Annotated in this window: 10 protein-coding genes; 9 read left to right on the top strand and 1 reads right to left on the bottom strand. The window is 70.8% G+C overall.

Annotated features, from left to right (window positions below):
* Window positions 1-41 precede the first annotated feature (41 nt).
* From SLW52_RS06700 to SLW52_RS06685, 4 genes are read left to right on the top strand one after another with little or no spacing between them, the layout of a single operon-like run.
* Window positions 42-1550 (top strand): right-handed parallel beta-helix repeat-containing protein, encoded by a 1509-nt coding sequence (locus tag SLW52_RS06700; protein ID WP_320739802.1) that lies wholly within the window; start codon window positions 42-44, stop codon window positions 1548-1550.
* A complete protein-coding gene (locus SLW52_RS06695; protein WP_320739801.1) occupies window positions 1547-2842 on the top strand; it encodes a carbohydrate porin in 1296 nt (431 codons plus the stop codon). The genes SLW52_RS06700 and SLW52_RS06695 overlap by 4 nt, the downstream gene beginning before the upstream one ends.
* A 36-nt stretch (window positions 2843-2878) precedes the next feature.
* On the top strand, window positions 2879-3784 hold the full coding sequence (aroD, locus tag SLW52_RS06690; protein WP_320739800.1) for a type I 3-dehydroquinate dehydratase: 906 nt from the start codon (window positions 2879-2881) through the stop codon (window positions 3782-3784).
* Window positions 3785-3832: 48 nt separating this feature from the next.
* Window positions 3833-5140 (top strand): MFS transporter, encoded by a 1308-nt coding sequence (locus SLW52_RS06685; RefSeq protein WP_320739799.1) that lies wholly within the window; start codon window positions 3833-3835, stop codon window positions 5138-5140.
* A 214-nt stretch (window positions 5141-5354) separates the two neighbouring features.
* Here SLW52_RS06685 and SLW52_RS06680 read toward each other — a convergent pair whose 3' ends face one another.
* Window positions 5355-7784: a membrane-bound PQQ-dependent dehydrogenase, glucose/quinate/shikimate family gene (locus SLW52_RS06680; protein WP_320739797.1), complete on the bottom strand. Its 2430-nt coding sequence runs from the start codon at window positions 7782-7784 to the stop codon at window positions 5355-5357.
* 348 nt (window positions 7785-8132) lie between these two features.
* On the opposite strand from SLW52_RS06680, the gene SLW52_RS06675 reads away from it, so the two are divergent.
* From SLW52_RS06675 to SLW52_RS06655, 5 genes are all read left to right on the top strand, one after another.
* Window positions 8133-9275, top strand: coding sequence for an efflux RND transporter periplasmic adaptor subunit (locus SLW52_RS06675; RefSeq protein ID WP_152235894.1), 1143 nt, complete (start codon window positions 8133-8135; stop codon window positions 9273-9275).
* 10 nt (window positions 9276-9285) lie between these two features.
* Window positions 9286-12414 (top strand): efflux RND transporter permease subunit, encoded by a 3129-nt coding sequence (locus SLW52_RS06670; RefSeq protein WP_152238815.1) that lies wholly within the window; start codon window positions 9286-9288, stop codon window positions 12412-12414.
* Window positions 12411-13853 (top strand): efflux transporter outer membrane subunit, encoded by a 1443-nt coding sequence (locus SLW52_RS06665; RefSeq protein ID WP_320739796.1) that lies wholly within the window; start codon window positions 12411-12413, stop codon window positions 13851-13853. Before SLW52_RS06670 ends, SLW52_RS06665 begins: the two co-directional genes overlap by 4 nt.
* Window positions 13854-14478: 625 nt before the next feature.
* Window positions 14479-15336: a PA4780 family RIO1-like protein kinase gene (locus tag SLW52_RS06660; RefSeq protein ID WP_043094294.1), complete on the top strand. Its 858-nt coding sequence runs from the start codon at window positions 14479-14481 to the stop codon at window positions 15334-15336.
* 269 nt (window positions 15337-15605) lie between these two features.
* Window positions 15606-16565 (top strand): alpha/beta hydrolase, encoded by a 960-nt coding sequence (locus SLW52_RS06655; RefSeq protein ID WP_320739793.1) that lies wholly within the window; start codon window positions 15606-15608, stop codon window positions 16563-16565.
* The last annotated feature ends 97 nt before the right edge of the window (window positions 16566-16662 follow it).

The raw sequence follows: 16662 nt of genomic DNA, 5'->3' as shown, positions 1-16662 counted from the left end.
GCCCGCCGCCGGTGCGGTCCCGATTCTGTTGGAGATGGTGCATGTCCTGTGCGTTTTCCCGCGGCCTGGCCCTGCTCGCGGCCCTGCTTCCCGGCGCCGTGTGCGCCTACCAGGCCGAGCCGCCGCCGCCGGAGCGCAGCGTGCTCACCGTGGACCGCTACGCCGACGACGACGCCCCGGGCTCCCTGCGCTGGGCGATCGCCACCGCCAACCAGGCGCCCGGCCGCTACCGCATCGAGATCGCCGCGGTGGGCGCGCCGCCGTACGTGATCCGCCCGCGCGCGCCGTTGCCGGCACTGCAGGGGCCGCTGCAGGTGGTGGGCCTGGCGCGGGCGCATGACGGCCAGTACATCGCCATCGACGGTGCCGGCTACATCCACGGCAAGGGCACTGCCGCCTGCCCGGGTGCGGAGAAGGGCCAGTTCGGCACCAACGTGCGCAGCACCACGCTGCCGGGCCTGGTGCTGCGCGACACCCAGGGCGTGGAACTGAGCGGCCTGGAGATCCGCAACTTCTGCATCGGCGTGCTGCTCAACCGCGCCAGCGACAATGTGTTGCGCGACAACCGCATCGTCGCCAACCACGGCGGCGCCGGGGTGATGCTGACCGGCGACGACGGCAACGGCCAGTCCACCGCCACCACCACCGTGCGCAACCGCATCGAGCGCAACACCTTCCTCGACAACGGCGACGGCCTGGAACTGACCCGCGGCGCGGCCTGGAACTTGGTGGCCGACAACCTGTTCCGCTCCACCGATGCCAACCCCGAGCCCTCGCAGGGCATCGAGATCCTGTGGGGCAACGACAACACCGTGCTGCGCAACCGCTTCGAGCGCTATTCCGACGGGTTGCAGATCAACTGGGGCAACCGCAACACCATCGCCGACAACGACTTCGCCGGCAATTCGATCGGGGTCAGCGTCACCGGCCGCGACAATCTGATCGAGGGCAACCGCCTGACCGGCAACGGCATCGGCATCGCGGTGCGCCCGCAGCCGCGCAGCGAGCCCAACCGGTTCAGCGCCAACCTGCTGTCCGGCAACGGCCTGAAGATCGAACGCTGCTTCGCCGGCGGTGCCTGCGCCCCGGGCCAGCCGCGCGGTGCCATCGTGTTCGGCGTGCCGGGCCTGGAGCATGCGCCCTTCGTCGGCTCGCGCGGGATCGGAGTCGATCCGGACCCGCGCAAGCGCGCGGCGATCTGCGGCGCTGCTGCGCCCGACGGTTGCCAACCGCCGCCGAACTTCGGCCAGGCCGCTCCGCAGTTGCGCGCGATCGAACGCGGCGCCGGCGTGCCGCAGGTGCAGGGCAGCTTCGTCGGCCGCCCCGGCCATCTCTACACGGTGGAACTGTTCGGCAACCGCCGCCGCGGCGACGACGAGGCCGAACGCTATCTGGGCCGCGTCGAGGCGCAAGTGGATGCACAGGGACAGGGCCGCTTTGCGCTGCCACTGGACGGCGACAGCGCGGTGCTTGCCACACTCACCGCCACCGTCACCAGCGACGATGGCGCGACCTCGCCGCTGAGCGCGCCGCTGGCGGTGGCGCCGTGAGCCGCCTACCGTCGCTGCCGGCCTGGTCGCTGCTGGCCGCGGCCATCGCCTTCGTCCCGGCGGTCGCCGCCGCGCAGGACGCCGCCGACCTGGCGCATAGCACCTTGACCGGCGACTGGGACGGCACGCGCAGCGACTGGCTGCAGCGCGGCGTCAACGTGCGCGGCGACTACGTCGGCGAAGCCATGGGCCTGGTCGACGGCGGCCGCGGCGAGCGCGGTGCGCGCTATGCGCAGCAGGTGCGGCTGGGCGTGGACCTGGACCTGGCGAAACTCGCCGGCTGGGGCGGCGGCACGCTGCACGTGACCGTCAACGACCGCCGCGGCCGCAGCACCTCGGCCGACCTGCTCGGCAACCGCTTCCCGATCCAGGAAGCCTACGGCGGCCAGTTCACCCGGCTGACCGAACTGAGCTACGACCGCCGCTTCAACAACGGGCGCAGCTACATCAAGGCCGGCTTCTACGCGATGGGCAACCAGTTCGGCGCGCACACGCTGCTGACCAACTTCGTCAACGCCGCGTTCTGCGCGCATCCGCTGGCGATGTCCGGCAACAGCGGCTGGTACAACTATCCCAACGCGCGCTGGGGCGCGGAGGCGGCGCAGCAACTGACGCCGGCGGCGAACCTGCGGGTCGGCTGGTTCCAGGTCAACCCCAGCACCAACAACAACGTGCACTCCGCGTTCGACTTGGACGCGCGCGGCACCACCGGCTCGCTGTTTCCCGTCGAACTCACCTGGACGCCGGGTGCCGGTGGTGCCTATCCGGGCACCTACAAGTTCGGTGCCTACTACGACTCCTCGCGGGTGCCGCGCAAGGGCCTGGACCCGCGCGCCACTACCGGCCGCGACGGCGCCTACCTGCTGGTGGAGCAGAAGCTGTATTCGCCCGGCGGCGAGCGCGGCCGCGGCCTCACTGGCTTCGCCCAGTACATGGTGTCCGACCATGCCACCGCGCAGATCACCCGTTGGTACGCCGTGGGCGGCGTGTACGAGGGCATCGGCCGGCGCAGCCAGGACCGCATCGCGCTGGGCTACGTCGGCGCCGACATCAACCACCGCCTGCTCGACGCGCGGCGCGCGGCGCTGCTCGATGCCGGCGTGCCACCGGAGGCGCCGGTGTTCGCGCTCGACACCGCCGAGGAACTCTACGAACTGTCCTACAGCGCGCAGCTGACCCCTTGGCTGATGCTGCGGCCGGACGTGCAGTACATCGTCAACCCCGGCACCTTCGCCTATGCGCGTACCGACAACGCGCTGGCGGTGGGACTGCAGGTCAAGCTCACCTTCTGAGCGCGCGCTGCGCGCCTCCTGTCCAGGCCGATCCCGATGCCCTTGTTCTCACGACGACTGACCTTCCTGTGCTGCGCCGGCCTGCTGCTCGCATCGCCGCTGCAGGCCGCACCTGCGGTGCCTCCGGCAGCGGCGCCCGCCGCGCCGTCCGCGGCCGCGCCGCTGCCGCCGCCGCGCGTGCTGCAGATCCGCGGGCTCGCCATCGGCGCCGGCCTGCCCAAGATCATCGTGCCGATCACCGCGCACGATGCCGGGGAGGCGCTGGCGCAGGCGCAGCGCATCGCCGCCTCGCCCGATGCGGACCTGGCCGAGTGGCGCATCGACCTGATGGACGGCGCCACCGACGCCGCCGCGCTGGCGGCCCTGGGGCCGCGCCTGGCGCAGGCACTGCACGGCAAGCCGCTGCTGCTGACCTTCCGCACCAAGGCTGAGGGCGGTGCGGTGGCGATCGACGATGCCGCCTACGGCGCGCTGTACGCGCGCCTGCTGGACGCGCGCTTCGCCGACCTGCTCGACGTGGAGATGTTCCGCGGCCCGGCGGTGCTGCGGCAGGTGGTTGAGCATGCGCACCGGCAGGGCGTGTACGTGGTGATGTCCAGCCACGACTTCCACGCCACTCCCCCGGTGGCGGAGATCGTGGCGCGGCTGCAGCGGCAGCAGGCGCTGGGCGCCGACGTGCTGAAGATCGCGGTGATGCCGCGAGATCCGGGCGACGTGCTGCACCTGCTCGACGCCACCTGGCAGATGCGCCAGCGCAGCGGGCAGCCGCTGCTGACCATGTCGATGGGGCCGCTGGGCGCGGTGTCGCGGCTGTCCGGCGAGACCTTCGGGCAGAGCCTGACCTTCGGCATGCTCGGCAGCGCCTCGGCGCCCGGGCAGATCGACGCGGCGCGGTTGCGGCAGACGCTCGATGCGCTGCATGCCGCCGCGCCTCCCAAGTAATCCCGCGACGCTGCCGTCCTCGTTCGCCGTTCCAGCAGGAGTGACCCCATGAGCCATGCCGCCGCCCCGCCCACCGCCCTCGTCCTGGATCGCATGAGCGGTTTCCAGTGGACGGCGATCGCGGTCTGCGTGCTGTTGAACATGCTCGACGGGTTCGACGTGATGGTGATGGCCTTCATCGCCCCGCACGTGTCGGAGGCCTGGCGTTTGTCCGGCAAGCTGCTGGGGATCGCGCTCAGCGCCGGGCTGGTGGGCATGGCGCTGGGCTCGCTGCTGCTGGCGCCGCTGGCCGACCGCTGGGGCCGGCGCAACATGATCCTGTGCTGCCTGGTGATCCTGACCGTCGGCATGGCCGCCTCGGCACTGGCGCAGGACATCTGGCAACTTGCGGCGCTGCGCGTGTTCACCGGCATCGGCATCGGCGGCATGCTCGCCGGTGTCGGCGTGATCACCGCCGAATACGCCAGCCCGAAGTGGCGCAGCACCGCAGTGGCCCTGCAGGCCACCGGCTATCCCATCGGCGCCACGCTGGGCGGGTTGATCGCCGCGATGCTGCTGGAGCGCTGGGGCTGGCATGCGGCCTTCCTGTTCGGCGCACTCGCCTCGCTGCTGTGCATCCCGGTGGTGCTTGCGCTGCTGCCCGAATCGCTGGACTTCCTGCTCAGCCGGCGCCCGCCGGATGCGCTGGCGCGGCTCAACGTGCTGCTGGCGCGCATGCGTGCACCGACCCTTGACGCGCTGCCGCCGCGCCCGCCGGTGCAGGAGAAGGCCGGCTACGCGGCGCTGTTCACCCCGCACCTGCGCCGCAACAGCGTGCTGATCGCGCTGGGCTTCTTCATGCACATGTTCGCCTTCTATTTCGTGCTGAGCTGGACGCCGAAACTGCTGGTGCAAGCCGGGCTGTCGGCCGAGCAGGGCGTCACCGGCGGGGTGCTGCTGAACCTGGGCGGCATCGTCGGCGGCGCCTTGTTCGGCGGCCTGGCCGCACGTTTCGCGCTGCCGCGGTTGACCGCCGTCAGCTTCCTGATCGCCGCACTGGGAATGGCGGCGTTCGCCACGCTCGGCACGCAGTTGCAGCTGGCCTTCCCCGTGGCCTTCGTGATCGGTGCGGCGCTGTTCGGCTCGATGGCCGGCCTGTATGCGGTGGCGCCGATCGTGTTCGCGCCCACCGTGCGCACCACCGGCCTGGGCTGGGCGATCGGCATCGGCCGCGTCGGCGCGATCCTCTCGCCGATGACCGTCGGCGTGCTGGTCGACGCCGGCTGGCAGCCGGCCAATCTGTACTACGTGCTGGCGTTGCCGCTGCTGGTGGCCATTGCCGCGGTGCTGACGATGCGGCTGCAGCCGGCGCGGTGAGGGCAGGGGCGGCGCGGGCGCGGGGCTGTCTAGGCTTCGAGGACAACGCGCTTTGCGGCGCGGCCTGGCCTGCGTCACCCGATCGGCGCCGTATCCGGCGCCGTACCCCATGTGTCGGCCAACCTGCGGCGCCTCGGTCGAGGCGCTGCGAGGTCCGCACATGCGGCGGCGATCCATTGCCGCCGCGCGCAGATGGCGCCGGTGCGCCGGATTCCTACTTGGCGTTCGGCAAGGCGTAGGCGATCACGTAGTCGCCGCGGTCCGGCGATTGCCGCGCGCCGCCGGCGGTGATCACGATGTACTGCTTGCCGGTCTTGGTCGACACGTAGGTCATCGGCCCGCCCTGGCTGCCCACCGGCAGCCGTGCCTTCCACAGTTCCTTGCCGGTGCCGCTGTCGAACGCACGCAGGTAGTAGTCCTGGGTGCCGGCGATGAACACCAGGCCGCTCTGCGTGGCCAGGGTGCCGCCCAGCGTCGGCATGCCGACCGGGATCGGCAGGTGCATCTTGAAGCCGAGCGGGCCGGTGTCCTGCACGGTGCCCACCGGCACCTGCCAGGCGATGCGGCGGGTCTTCAGGTCGATCGCGCTGAGCGTGCCGAACGGCGGCGCCTGGCAGGGGATGCCCAGCGCCGACAGGAAGCGGTTCTTGTTGACCGCGTACGGCGTGCCCTTCAGCGGCACCGCGCCCATGCCGGTGTTGACCGCCTCGCCGCCGCTGGAGGCGGCGGCCTTCTCGGCCTTCTGCGGGATCATCTGCACCCACAGGCCCAGGCGCATGTCGTTGGCGAACACCACGTCGTGCACCGGATCGACCGACAGCCCGCCCCAGTTCATGCCGCCCAGCGAGCCGGGGAAGCTCAGCGACACATCGGTGCCGGGCGCGGTGTACAGGCCCTCGTAGCGCATCTTCTTGAAGGCGATGCGGCACAGCATCTGGTCCAGCAGGGTGGCGCCCCACATGTCCGCTTCGCTCAGGTGCTTGGTGCCGATCTGCGGCATGCCCACCGACAGCGGTTGGGTCAGCGCATACGGTTCGTGGGGGATGTCGGCGGCCTTCACCGGCACCTCGCGGACCTCGGTCAGCGGTTTGCCGGTGGCGCGGTCGAGCACGTACAGCTGGCCGGCCTTGGTGCCGATGATCAGCGCCGGCACCTTGCGGCCGTCGGCCATCGGGAAGTCGATCAGGCTCGGCTGCATCGGCAGGTCGAAGTCCCACAGATCGTTGTGCACGGTCTGGTAGACCCATTTGACCTGGCCGGTGCTGGCGTCCAGCGCGGTGATCGAGGCGCCGAAGCGGTGGTCCAGCGCGCTGCGCTCGGCACCGTACAGGTCGGTGGACGGGCTGCCCATCGGCAGGAACACCGTGTTGGAGGCAGCGTCGTAGGACATCGGCGCCCACACGTTCGGCGTGCTGCGCACGTAGGTCTTGCCCGCGGCCGGCGGCTGCGTGTCCTGCGGGTTGCCCGGATCGAAGGCCCAGCGCTGTGCGCCGGTGATCACGTCGAAGCCGCGGATCACGCCGCCGGGCATGTCGGCCTGCACGTTGTCGGCGACGCGGCCGCCCACCACCACCGTGGTCCCGGCCACGGTCGGCGCCGAGGTCAACTGGTAGAACGGATCGGGTGCGGCGCCGAGGCCGGCCTTCAGGTCGACCTGGCCGTTCTGGCCGAAGCTGCTGCAGAACGCGCCGGTGTCCGCGTCCAGCGCGATCAGCCGCGCATCGATGGTGTTGGTCAGCACGCGGCGCCGGCAGTTGGCGCCGGCCGGCAGCGCCGCCGCCGCCACCGGCGAGGCGTTGGCCGCGCTGGGCTGGGCCAGCGGTGCGTCGGCATCGAAGTAGGCCAGGCCGCGGCAGCGCTGCCAGACCGAGGACTGCGCGTTGATCTCGCGCTTCCACAGCTGCCGGCCGCTGCTGGCGTCCAGCGCGATGACGTTGTTGTGCGGGGTGCACACGTACAGCGTCTCGCCGATCTGCAGCGGGGTGGTCTGGTCCTCGGCGCCGTTGCCGTCGCTGAGGGCGATGTCGCCGGTGCGGTAGGTCCAGGCCACCTGCAACTGGCCGACGTTGCCGCGGCCGATCTGGTCCAGCGCGGCGAAGCGGCTGCCGCCGGCGGTGTTGCCGTAGTGGCTCCAGTCGCGCTGCGCCTGCGCCGGGGTCACCGGCACCGGTGCCGGGCCGGGGCCGCTGGCGGCCACCGGCGGATGCGGCACGAACATCCCAGCCAAGCCGCCGGCGCAGGCCAGCGCCAGCACCGCCGCCAGCGCATAGGCGCCGCGTCCGCCGGGCAGGCCGCGGGCGCGGCGCAGGGTCGGGTAGACCAAGGCGACCAGCAGCGCCAGCACCGCCGGCATCATCAGCCGCGATACCAGTGGCCAGAACGCCAGGCCGGCATCCCAGTACGCCCAGGCCACGCTCAGCACGAACGCCAGCGCGTACAGCCAGGCGCCGGCCGGGCGCCGCCGCAGCACCAGCAGCGCCGAGGCCACGCAGGCCGCGCCCATCGCCAGGAAGTAGAGGCTGCCGCCGAGGGTGGCCAGGCGGATGCCGCCGACCAGCAGCGCCAGCCCGATCAGCGCCAGCAGCAGGCCGACGCTCCACAGCAATATCCGGCCGCCGGCCGACACATCCGATTGGGTTTGCACGTTTTCGATCCTCTGCAGCAGGGTAGGCGCGTGGCGCTCGCTGCCGGTCACGACGGCAGCGCGGGCGGGCGTGCGCACGATGGCATGCCGCGGCGGGAAACGACGTCGGCAAGATGGGCGATTATCGCATTTGTGTTCGGTAATAGAACGAATGGCGCCGTCCGCCGGTGCGACGCTGTGTGCCGGTTTCCGACGTTTCTCCGACCTTGGTGAAGCCCGTACAACGCACTGTTACAGACATGGTGCGATGCGACACATCCGTGGAGTAGCGTTGCGCGTTTCTTCCCAGCCGCACTCCCCATGTCCGACCGTTTCCAGGCGCTTCGTCGTCCCGTTCGCTGTGCCGTATTGCTGGCCGTTGCCGTGGCCGGAGGCTGCTCCGGCGACAAGCCGGCGGCCGCGCCGCCGCCGCGGGTGGGGGTGCTGACCCTGGGCGCGCGCACCTTGCCGGTCGAGCGCACCCTGGCCGGCCGCACCGTGGCCTACGAGACCGCCGACGTGCGCCCGCAGGTCGGCGGGCTGCTGCGTCAGCGCCTGTTCCAGGAGGGCCAGGAGGTCAAGGCCGGGCAGGCGCTGTACGTGATCGATCCGGCGCCGTACCAGGCCGCCTACGACATCGCCCGCGGCAACCTGGTGCAGGCCGAGGCGGCGCTGGCCAGCGCGCGGCCCAAGGCCGAGCGCACCCGCAGCCTCACCGACATGGACGCGGCCAGCAAGCAGGACGCCGACGACGCGGTGTCCGCGCTGCGCCAGGACGAGGCGGCGGTGGTCGCGGCCAAGGCGGCGCTGCAGGCCGCGCGCATCAACCTCGACTACACCCGCATCACCGCGCCGATCTCCGGCACCATCGGCACCTCCGCCTACACCGTTGGCGCGCTGCTCACCGCCGCGCAGGACGCGGCGCTGACCACCATCCAGCGGCTGGACCCGATCTACCTGGACGTCACCCAGTCCAGCACGCAGATGCTGGCGCTGCGCCGCCAGCTCGACGCCGGGCAGATCCATGCCATCGACGGCAAGGCGCAGGTGCAGGTGCGGCTGGAGGACGGCAGCACCTATCCGCATGCCGGCACCCTCGAATTCGTCGGCACCCAGGTCAACGCCGGCACCGGCAACGTCACCCTGCGCGCGGTGGTGCCCAATCCCGAACACCTGCTGCTGCCGGGCATGTACCTGCGAGCGGTGCTGCCGATGGCCACCGACCAGGGCGCGGTGCTGGTGCCGCAGCAGGCAGTGACGCGCGACAGCAAGGGCGAGCCTGTCGTGAAGCTGCTCGACGCGCAGAACAAGGTGGTGGAGCGGCACATCCGCACCGGCGAGGCCATCGGCCACGACTGGCTGGTGGAGTCCGGGCTCAAGCCGGGCGAGCGCCTGATCGTGGTCAACGGCAGCCGTGCCGAACTCGGCAAGCCGGCGCAGCCGTATCCGGTCACCGCCGCCCAGCTCGATGCCGCGCCGGCGCTGCCGGGCGACGACGCCCAGGCCGACTGAGGACTCCCGCATGTCGCGCTTCTTCGTCAACCACCCGGTGGTGGCCTGGGTCATGGCCATCGTCATCGTCCTGATCGGCATGCTGGCCATCCATGGGCTGCCGGTCGAACGCTATCCGCACATGGCGCCGCCCACCATCACCGTGCGCGCCACCTACACCGGCGCCTCGGCGCAGACGGTGGAAAACACCGTCACCCAGCTGATCGAGCAGTCGCAGCAGAGCCTGGACCACCTGCTGTACATGACCTCCACCAGCGCCTCGGACGGCACCGCGCAGGTCAACCTGGTGTTCGAGACCGGCACCAACGCCGACACCGCGCAGGTGCAGGTGCAGAACCAGTTGCAGTCGGTGATGTCGGTGTTGCCGCAGGCGGTGCAGCAGAACGGCCTGGTCATCACCAAGTCCAGCGGCTCGCTGTTCGAGGTGGTGGCGTTCACCTCCGACGACGGCAGCATGGACAACTTCGATGTCGCCAACTACATGGAATCGAACATCGACGACCAGATCAGCCGCGTCAGCGGCGTCGGCAACATCCAGCCGATGGGCTCGGAATACGCCATGCGCATCTGGCTGGACCCGGAGAAGCTGCGCAAGTACGCGCTGATGCCCTCGGACGTGGAGAACGCGCTGCAGTCGCAGAACACCGACGTGTCGGCCGGCGAGATCGGCGGCCAGCCGGCGCTGCGCGGGCAGCGCCTGGACGCCACCGTGACCACCCGCAGCCGCCTGCAGACCCCGGCGCAGTTCGGCGCGATCGTGCTCAAGAGCGATGCCAGCGGCGCCGCCGTGCACCTGTCGGACGTGGCCAGGATCGGCCTGGGCCCGGAGACCTACGACAGCATCACCCGCTTCAACGGCAAGCCCTCGGCCTCGCTGGGCATCGAGCTCAACTCCGACGCCAACGCGGTGGAGACTTCCAAGGCCATCGACCAGCGCCTGCAGGAACTCAAGCAGTACTGGCCGCACGGCTTCAACTACCACATCGCCTTCAGCACCACGCCGTTCGTCACCACCTCGATCAAGGAAGTGGTCATCACCCTGATCGAAGCGGTGCTGCTGGTCGTGGCGGTGATGTACCTGTTCCTGCAGAACTGGCGCGCCACGCTGATCCCGACCATCGCCGTGCCGGTGGTGCTGATGGGTACCTTCGGCGTGCTCGCCGCATTCGGCTACTCGATCAACACCCTGACCATGTTCGCGATGGTGCTGGCGATCGGCCTGCTGGTCGACGACGCCATCGTGGTGGTGGAGAACGTGGAGCGGGTGATGGGCCAGGAAGGCCTGCCGCCGAAGGAGGCCACGCTGCGCTCGATGCAGCAGATCGGCGGCGCCCTGGTCGGCATCGTGCTGGTGCTGACCGCGGTGTTCGTGCCGATGGCGTTCTTCAACGGCGTCACCGGCGTGATCTATCGGCAGTTCTCGATCACCATCGCCGCCTCGATGATCCTGTCGGTGCTGGTGGCGATGACCCTGACTCCGGCGCTGTGCGTGACCATCCTCAAGCCGCTGCACCAGGGCGAGGCGCCGATCGGCTCGCATGGCCGCCTGGGCTGGTTCTTCATCTGGTTCAACACCCGCTTCCGGCACCTGTCCGAGCGCTACCGCACGCTGGTCGAGCGGGTGCTGGGCAAGCGCGCGCTGGGCCTGCTCGCCTATGCGCTGCTGATCGCGGTCACCGGCCTGCTGCTGTGGCGCCTGCCCGGTGCGTTCCTGCCCGACGAGGACGAGGGCATGCTCAACGTGCTGGTCAAGCTGCCGGCCGGCTCCACCCTGGAGCAGACCCTGGCGGTGACCGACCGGCTGACCAAGGCCGCGCTGAAGGATCCGGGCGTGCGCTCGGTGCTGTCCTCGGCCGGCTTCAGCGTCACCGGCGCCGGCCAGAACGTCGGCATGGCCTTCGTGCGGCTGAAGGACTGGGACGACCGCGACGACGATGCGGCGACCATCGCCGACCATCTGAACAAGGCGCTGGCCGACGTGCCCGACGCGGAACTGTTCGTGACCTCGCCACCGGCGATCACCGGCCTGGGCGACGCCTCCGGTTTCACCTTCGAACTGATGGACTACGAAGGCGCCGGCCATGCCGCCCTGGTCGCCGCGCGCGACAAGCTGCTGCGTCTGGCCCAGCACGATCCCAAGCTGATGAACGTGCGCTACGCCAGCCTGGAGGACGCGCCGGTGTACGCGGTCAAGATCGACGACGCCAAGGCGCAGGCGCTGGGCGTGGACCCGGGCGACATCAACGCCACGCTCAACAGCGCGCTCGGCGGCGACTTCGTCAACAACTTCATCTACAAGGGCCGCATCAAGAAGGTCTACGTGCAGGGCGACGCCGACGCACGCATGGCGCCGCAGGACCTGGACCGCTGGACGGTGCGCAACGGCGGCGGCGACATGGTGCCGATGTCGGCGTTCACCCGCTCGCACTGGACCAGCGCACCGGCCGCGCTGGAACGCTACAACGGCGTGTCGGCGATGGAGCTGACCGGCCAGGCGGTGCCCGGGGTCAGCTCCGGCGCGGCGATGGACGCGATGGCCGAACTCAGCAAGCAGTTGCCGCACGGCTTCGGCTACGCGTGGTCGGACATGGCCTACCAGGAAAAGCTGTCGGCCAACCAGGCGCCGGCGCTGTATGCGATCTCGCTGCTGTTCGTGTTCCTGTGCCTGGTGGCGCTGTACGAGAGCTGGTCGATCCCGTTCGCGGTGATGCTGGCAGTGCCGGTGGGCGTGTTCGGCGCGGTGCTGCTGATGACCCTGCGCGGCCTGGAGAACGATGTGTACTTCCAGGTCGGCCTGCTGACCACGGTGGGCCTGGCGGCGAAGAACGGCATCCTCATCGTCGAGTTCGCGCGCGACCTCGAGCACCGCGGCGAAAGTCTGCTCGCCGCCACCCTGCATGCGGTGCAGATGCGCCTGCGGCCGATCCTGATGACCTCGCTGGCGTTCCTGCTCGGCGTGCTGCCGCTGGTGTTCAGCAAGGGCGCCGGCTCGGCCGCGCGCCACTCGCTGGGCACCGGCGTCACCGGCGGCACCCTGGCCTCGATCACCCTGGGCCTGTTCTTCGTGCCGCTGTTCTACGTGATCGTGCGCCGGATGTTCCCGGGACCGGCGGTCGCCCACCCGGAGACGCACGCATGAGCGCGTTGACCCGCATGAGCGTGGCGGTGGCCACGCTGTTGGCCCTGTCCGGCTGCACCCTGGCGCCCACCTACGTACGCCCGGCGGTACCCGTGCCGGCCGACCTGGCCGCGGTCGACGCGGCGCCCGCCGCGGGCGCCGCCACCGACACGCTGGCGATGCCGGACTGGCAGCAGGTGTTCCTGGATCCGCGGCTGCGCCAGACCATCGCGCTGGCCTTGCAGAACAACCGCGACCTGCGCGTGGCGATGCTGTCCATCGACAAGGCGCGTGCGCAGTACCGCCTCCAGCGCGCCGCGCAACTGCCGTCGTTCGACGCCAACGCCAGCATGAGCCGCAGCCGTACCAGCGCCGCCAGCAACGACGACGGCGTCTCCCAGGTCAGCACCAGCGACACCCTGCAGGTCGGGCTCAGCAGCTGGCAGCTGGATCTGTTCGGGCAACTGCGCAGTCTCAAGCAGGAAGCCCTGCAGAACTGGCTGTCCAGTGCGGAAAACCAGCGCAACGTGCGCCTGACCCTGGTCGCCCAGGTCGCCGCGGCGTGGCTGACCGTGGGCGCGGACCAGGCGCAACTGGCGCTGGCGCAGCAGACCCTGGACAGCCAGGCGCAGACCCTGCAACTGACAGAGCGCCGCCACAGCATCGGCAGCGCGTCCGGGCTGGACCTGGCGCAGCAGCAGACCAGCGTGGAGTCGGCGCGCGTGGCCGTCGCCAGCGCCGCCACCCAGCTGGCGCAGGCGCGCGATGCGCTGCAACTGCTGGTCGGCGCGCCGGTGGACGCAGCGCTGCTGCCGACCGCGCAGGCCATGCAGGGCAGCGTGGCGCTGGCGCCGCTGCCGGCGCACCTGTCCTCGGCGGTGCTGCTGCAGCGCCCGGACGTGCTCGCCGCCGAACACAGCCTGCAGGCGGCCAACGCCGACATCGGCGCCGCGCGCGCGGCGTTCTTCCCGTCGCTGAGCCTCACCGCCTCGACCGGGCGCAGCAGCGATGCGCTGTCCACGCTGTTCTCCGCCGGCAGCCGCACCTGGTCGTTCGTGCCCAGCATCACCGCGCCGATCTTCCACGCCGGCGCGCTGAAGGCCTCGCTGGACGCCTCCAAGCTCGGCAAGGACATCGCCGTGGCGCAGTACGAGAAGGCGATCCAGTCGGCCTTCGCCGAAGTGGCCGACGCCCTGGCCACGCGCGACCATCTGCAGGCGCAGCTGACCGCGCAGCAGGCCCTGGTCGACGCCAGCCAGCGCAGCTACACCCTGGCCGACGCGCGCTACCGCTCTGGCCTGGACGGCCACTTGCCGGTGCTGGATGCGCAGCGTTCGCTGTTCGCCGCGCAGCAGGCGCTGATCGCACTGCGCCTGCAGGACGCCAGCAACCGCGTCACCCTGTACCAGGTGCTCGGCGGCGGCGCCGACGCCCAGGCCCAGGTCGCTGCCTCGCCCTGAGCCGGAACCGAGGCAGCGCGAGGCCGGGCCTGGGCTGGCCTGAGGCGAGTTTGAGGCCAGCCTGAGGCTGGCACGAGCGTGCAGAAGCGTCGCCACGCACGACGCTCTTCTGTGGGAGGGACTTCAGTCCCGACGCAGGACAGTTGGACGCCGTCCAACCGTCGACCAAGGCGAGGCCCTATGCGACATCCCCGTGGCAACCAACACGGCAGCCGCCGTACTGCCGTCTTCATGACGGAACCTGACCGTGCGCAAGCATGCGACGCCCTGTTTCCCAGTGCGGGAGGCGCTTCCTGTGGGAGGGACTTCAGTCCCGACGCGACGGCAGTCGAACGCCTATCCAGCCATCCAACCAGGCAACGCCTCGCGCGTGCCCGCGCCGCACGCAACACGACAGCCCTGTGCCACCGTCTCGATAGCTGAACGCGGCGGTACACCTCGGCGGCCGTCGTAGACAAATGCCGGGCGCCGCCGCGCCGCCCAATCGTTCGTCGCACAGGCCGCAAGCCGCTCCGTACGTATCTTTGGCGCGTTGGCGACACGGTCGACGCCGCTCCGGCACGCCGGGCACCACGCCAGCCTTGGGCCATAATCGCGGCGACTCACTCCAGGTACGCCGCACCCGATGAAGATTCCCCCGAGCCTGCAGCCGCTGATCGACGATGGCGTCATCGACGGCGTGCTGCGCCCGCTCAAGAGCGGCAAGGAGGCTGCGGTCTACGTAGTCCAGGCCGGCGACGACGTGCTCTGCGCCAAGGTCTACAAGGACATGGCGCAGCGCAGCTTCCAGGCGCGCGTGCAGTACCAGGAAGGGCGCAAGGTGCGCGGCAGCCGCCAGGCGCGGGCGATCGGCAAGGCCAGCAAGTTCGGCCGCCGCGAGCAGGAAGCCGCGTGGAAGGACACCGAGGCCAACACCCTGTACCAGCTGGTGGACGCCGGCGTGCACGTGCCGCAGCCGCGCGGCTACTTCCACGGCGTGCTGCTGATGGACCTGGTCACCGACGCCGACGGGCAGAGCGCGCCACGCCTGGGCGAGGTGGAACTGGAACCGGAGCAGGCGCGCGCCTTCCACACGCAGCTGGTCGGCGACGTGGTGAAGATGCTGTGCCTGGGCCTGGTGCACGGCGACCTGTCCGAATACAACGTGCTGGTCGCCGCCGATGGTCCGGTGGTGATCGACTTCCCGCAGGTGGTCAGCGCCGCCGGCAACAACGCCGCCCGCAGCATGCTGCTGCGCGACGTGCACAACCTGCGCGACTGCCTGGGCCGCTTCGCGCCCGAGCTCAACGCCACCCACTACGGCGAGGAGATGTGGGCGCTGTACGAGAAGGGCACGTTGCGCCCGGACAGCGTGCTCACCGGCCGCTTCACCTTCGACACCCGTCGCGCCGACGTGCGCGCGGTGCGCGCCTCGATCGAGGACGCGCGGCAGGAAGCCATCATCCGCCAGCAGGGCCGCGAAGCCGCCGCGCAGGACGACTGAGCCGCGTTCCGGCATGCGGCGCGCAAGTCCATGCTGCGCCGCAATGTGGCGGCACCGCGTGCGCGTCCGTCGCCAGCGCGTGCTCCAAGCTGCGCAATGCCTCGCCGCGCCTGCATTGCACGCGCATCCGTGCCATGACGATCGGCCGCCTGCCGCTGACCCGTCGGCTACCGCGCATCGGCGTTCCGGTTCGCTTATTTGCGGAAATGGTTATCGAGCATAACAATCCGCCCGACGCCGCTTGCGCAGCCGCCCCGGGAGGGCCACCCATGTATTTCGATCCAGACGTCGTGCGTTTCTTCGCCCAGGCCCAGCAGTCCGGGCAGCCGCCGATGGAGGAACTGCCCTTGCCCCAGGCGCGGGCGATGATGCGCGGCGTCGCCGCGCAATTCGGTTTCCCACGCGTGGAGATGGCCGAGGTCCGCGACCTGCAGGCGCCGGGTCCGGCCGCCCCGATTCCGCTGCGCCTGTACCGCCCGCACGGCCTCGACGCGGGCCCGGCGCCGACCTGCCTCTACGCGCATGGCGGCGGTGGCGTGGTCGGCGACCTCGATTCGCACGACGACGTGTGCCGGCAACTGGCCGCACGCGCCGGCTGCCAGGTGCTGGCGGTGGACTACCGGCTGGCGCCAGAGCATCCGGCGCCGGCCGGCATCGAGGACGTGATCGCGGTAGTGCACTGGCTGGCCGCGCACCCGGGTGAGGTCGGTGCCGATCCGCAGCGCCTGGCCATCGCCGGCGACAGCATGGGCGGCGCCCTGGCGGCGAGCGCGGCGCTGGCTGCGCGCGATGCCGGCATCGCCCTGCGCTGTCAGATCCTGATCTATCCGCTGACCGACGTGCGCCCGGACAATCCCTTTCCCTCGCGCGTGCACAACGCCGGCATCCCGCCGCTGACCGAAGCGGCGATGCGCTACTTCGACCGCCAGCTGCTGCCGGACCCGTCGCTGGCATCGGACTGGCGCATCTCCCCGGTGGTGGCGCCGGACGTGGCCGGCGTCGCCCCGGCGCTGGTGGTGCTGGCCGAGCGCGACGCGCTGCACGACGAAGGCCTGCACTATGCGCAGCGCCTGCGCGAGGCGGGTGTGGAAACCCTGGTGCGCGTCCACCCCGGCATGATCCACGGCTTCATCAACATGGGCAGGGTGATGCGCGTGGCCGGCGAAACCCTGGACCTGGCCGCGCTGCTGCTGCGCCAGCGGCTGCTGCCGGTGGCCGCGCAAGAGTGAGTCCAACCGCAGCGCGTCCCCCCTTCCGGCAATCGCCGCCGGCGCTGGCACGCGCTGCTTCGTCTGGAACCATGTGCCAGTCGCGCGGATGCGTCGG

The sequence above is a fragment of the Xanthomonas sp. LF02-5 genome (assembly GCF_034105325.1).
In the GTDB taxonomy this organism is placed as follows: Bacteria; Pseudomonadota; Gammaproteobacteria; order Xanthomonadales; family Xanthomonadaceae; genus Xanthomonas_A; species Xanthomonas_A sontii.
Note: the sequence above shows the minus strand (reverse complement) of the source record. Positions and strands in the feature narration are given on the sequence as shown.

Bases quoted from the DNA above. Each gene is read 5' to 3' on its own strand.
- SLW52_RS06700 (WP_320739802.1), top strand. From the start codon at position 42: ATGTCCTGTGCGTTTTCCCGCGGCCTGGCCCTGCTCGCGGCCCTGCTT.
- aroD (WP_320739800.1), top strand. From the start codon at position 2,879: ATGCCCTTGTTCTCACGACGACTGACCTTCCTGTGCTGCGCCGGCCTG.
- SLW52_RS06685 (WP_320739799.1), top strand. From the start codon at position 3,833: ATGAGCCATGCCGCCGCCCCGCCCACCGCCCTCGTCCTGGATCGCATG.
- SLW52_RS06670 (WP_152238815.1), top strand. From the start codon at position 9,286: ATGTCGCGCTTCTTCGTCAACCACCCGGTGGTGGCCTGGGTCATGGCC.
- SLW52_RS06665 (WP_320739796.1), top strand. From the start codon at position 12,411: ATGAGCGCGTTGACCCGCATGAGCGTGGCGGTGGCCACGCTGTTGGCC.
- SLW52_RS06660 (WP_043094294.1), top strand. From the start codon at position 14,479: ATGAAGATTCCCCCGAGCCTGCAGCCGCTGATCGACGATGGCGTCATC.
- SLW52_RS06655 (WP_320739793.1), top strand. From the start codon at position 15,606: ATGTATTTCGATCCAGACGTCGTGCGTTTCTTCGCCCAGGCCCAGCAG.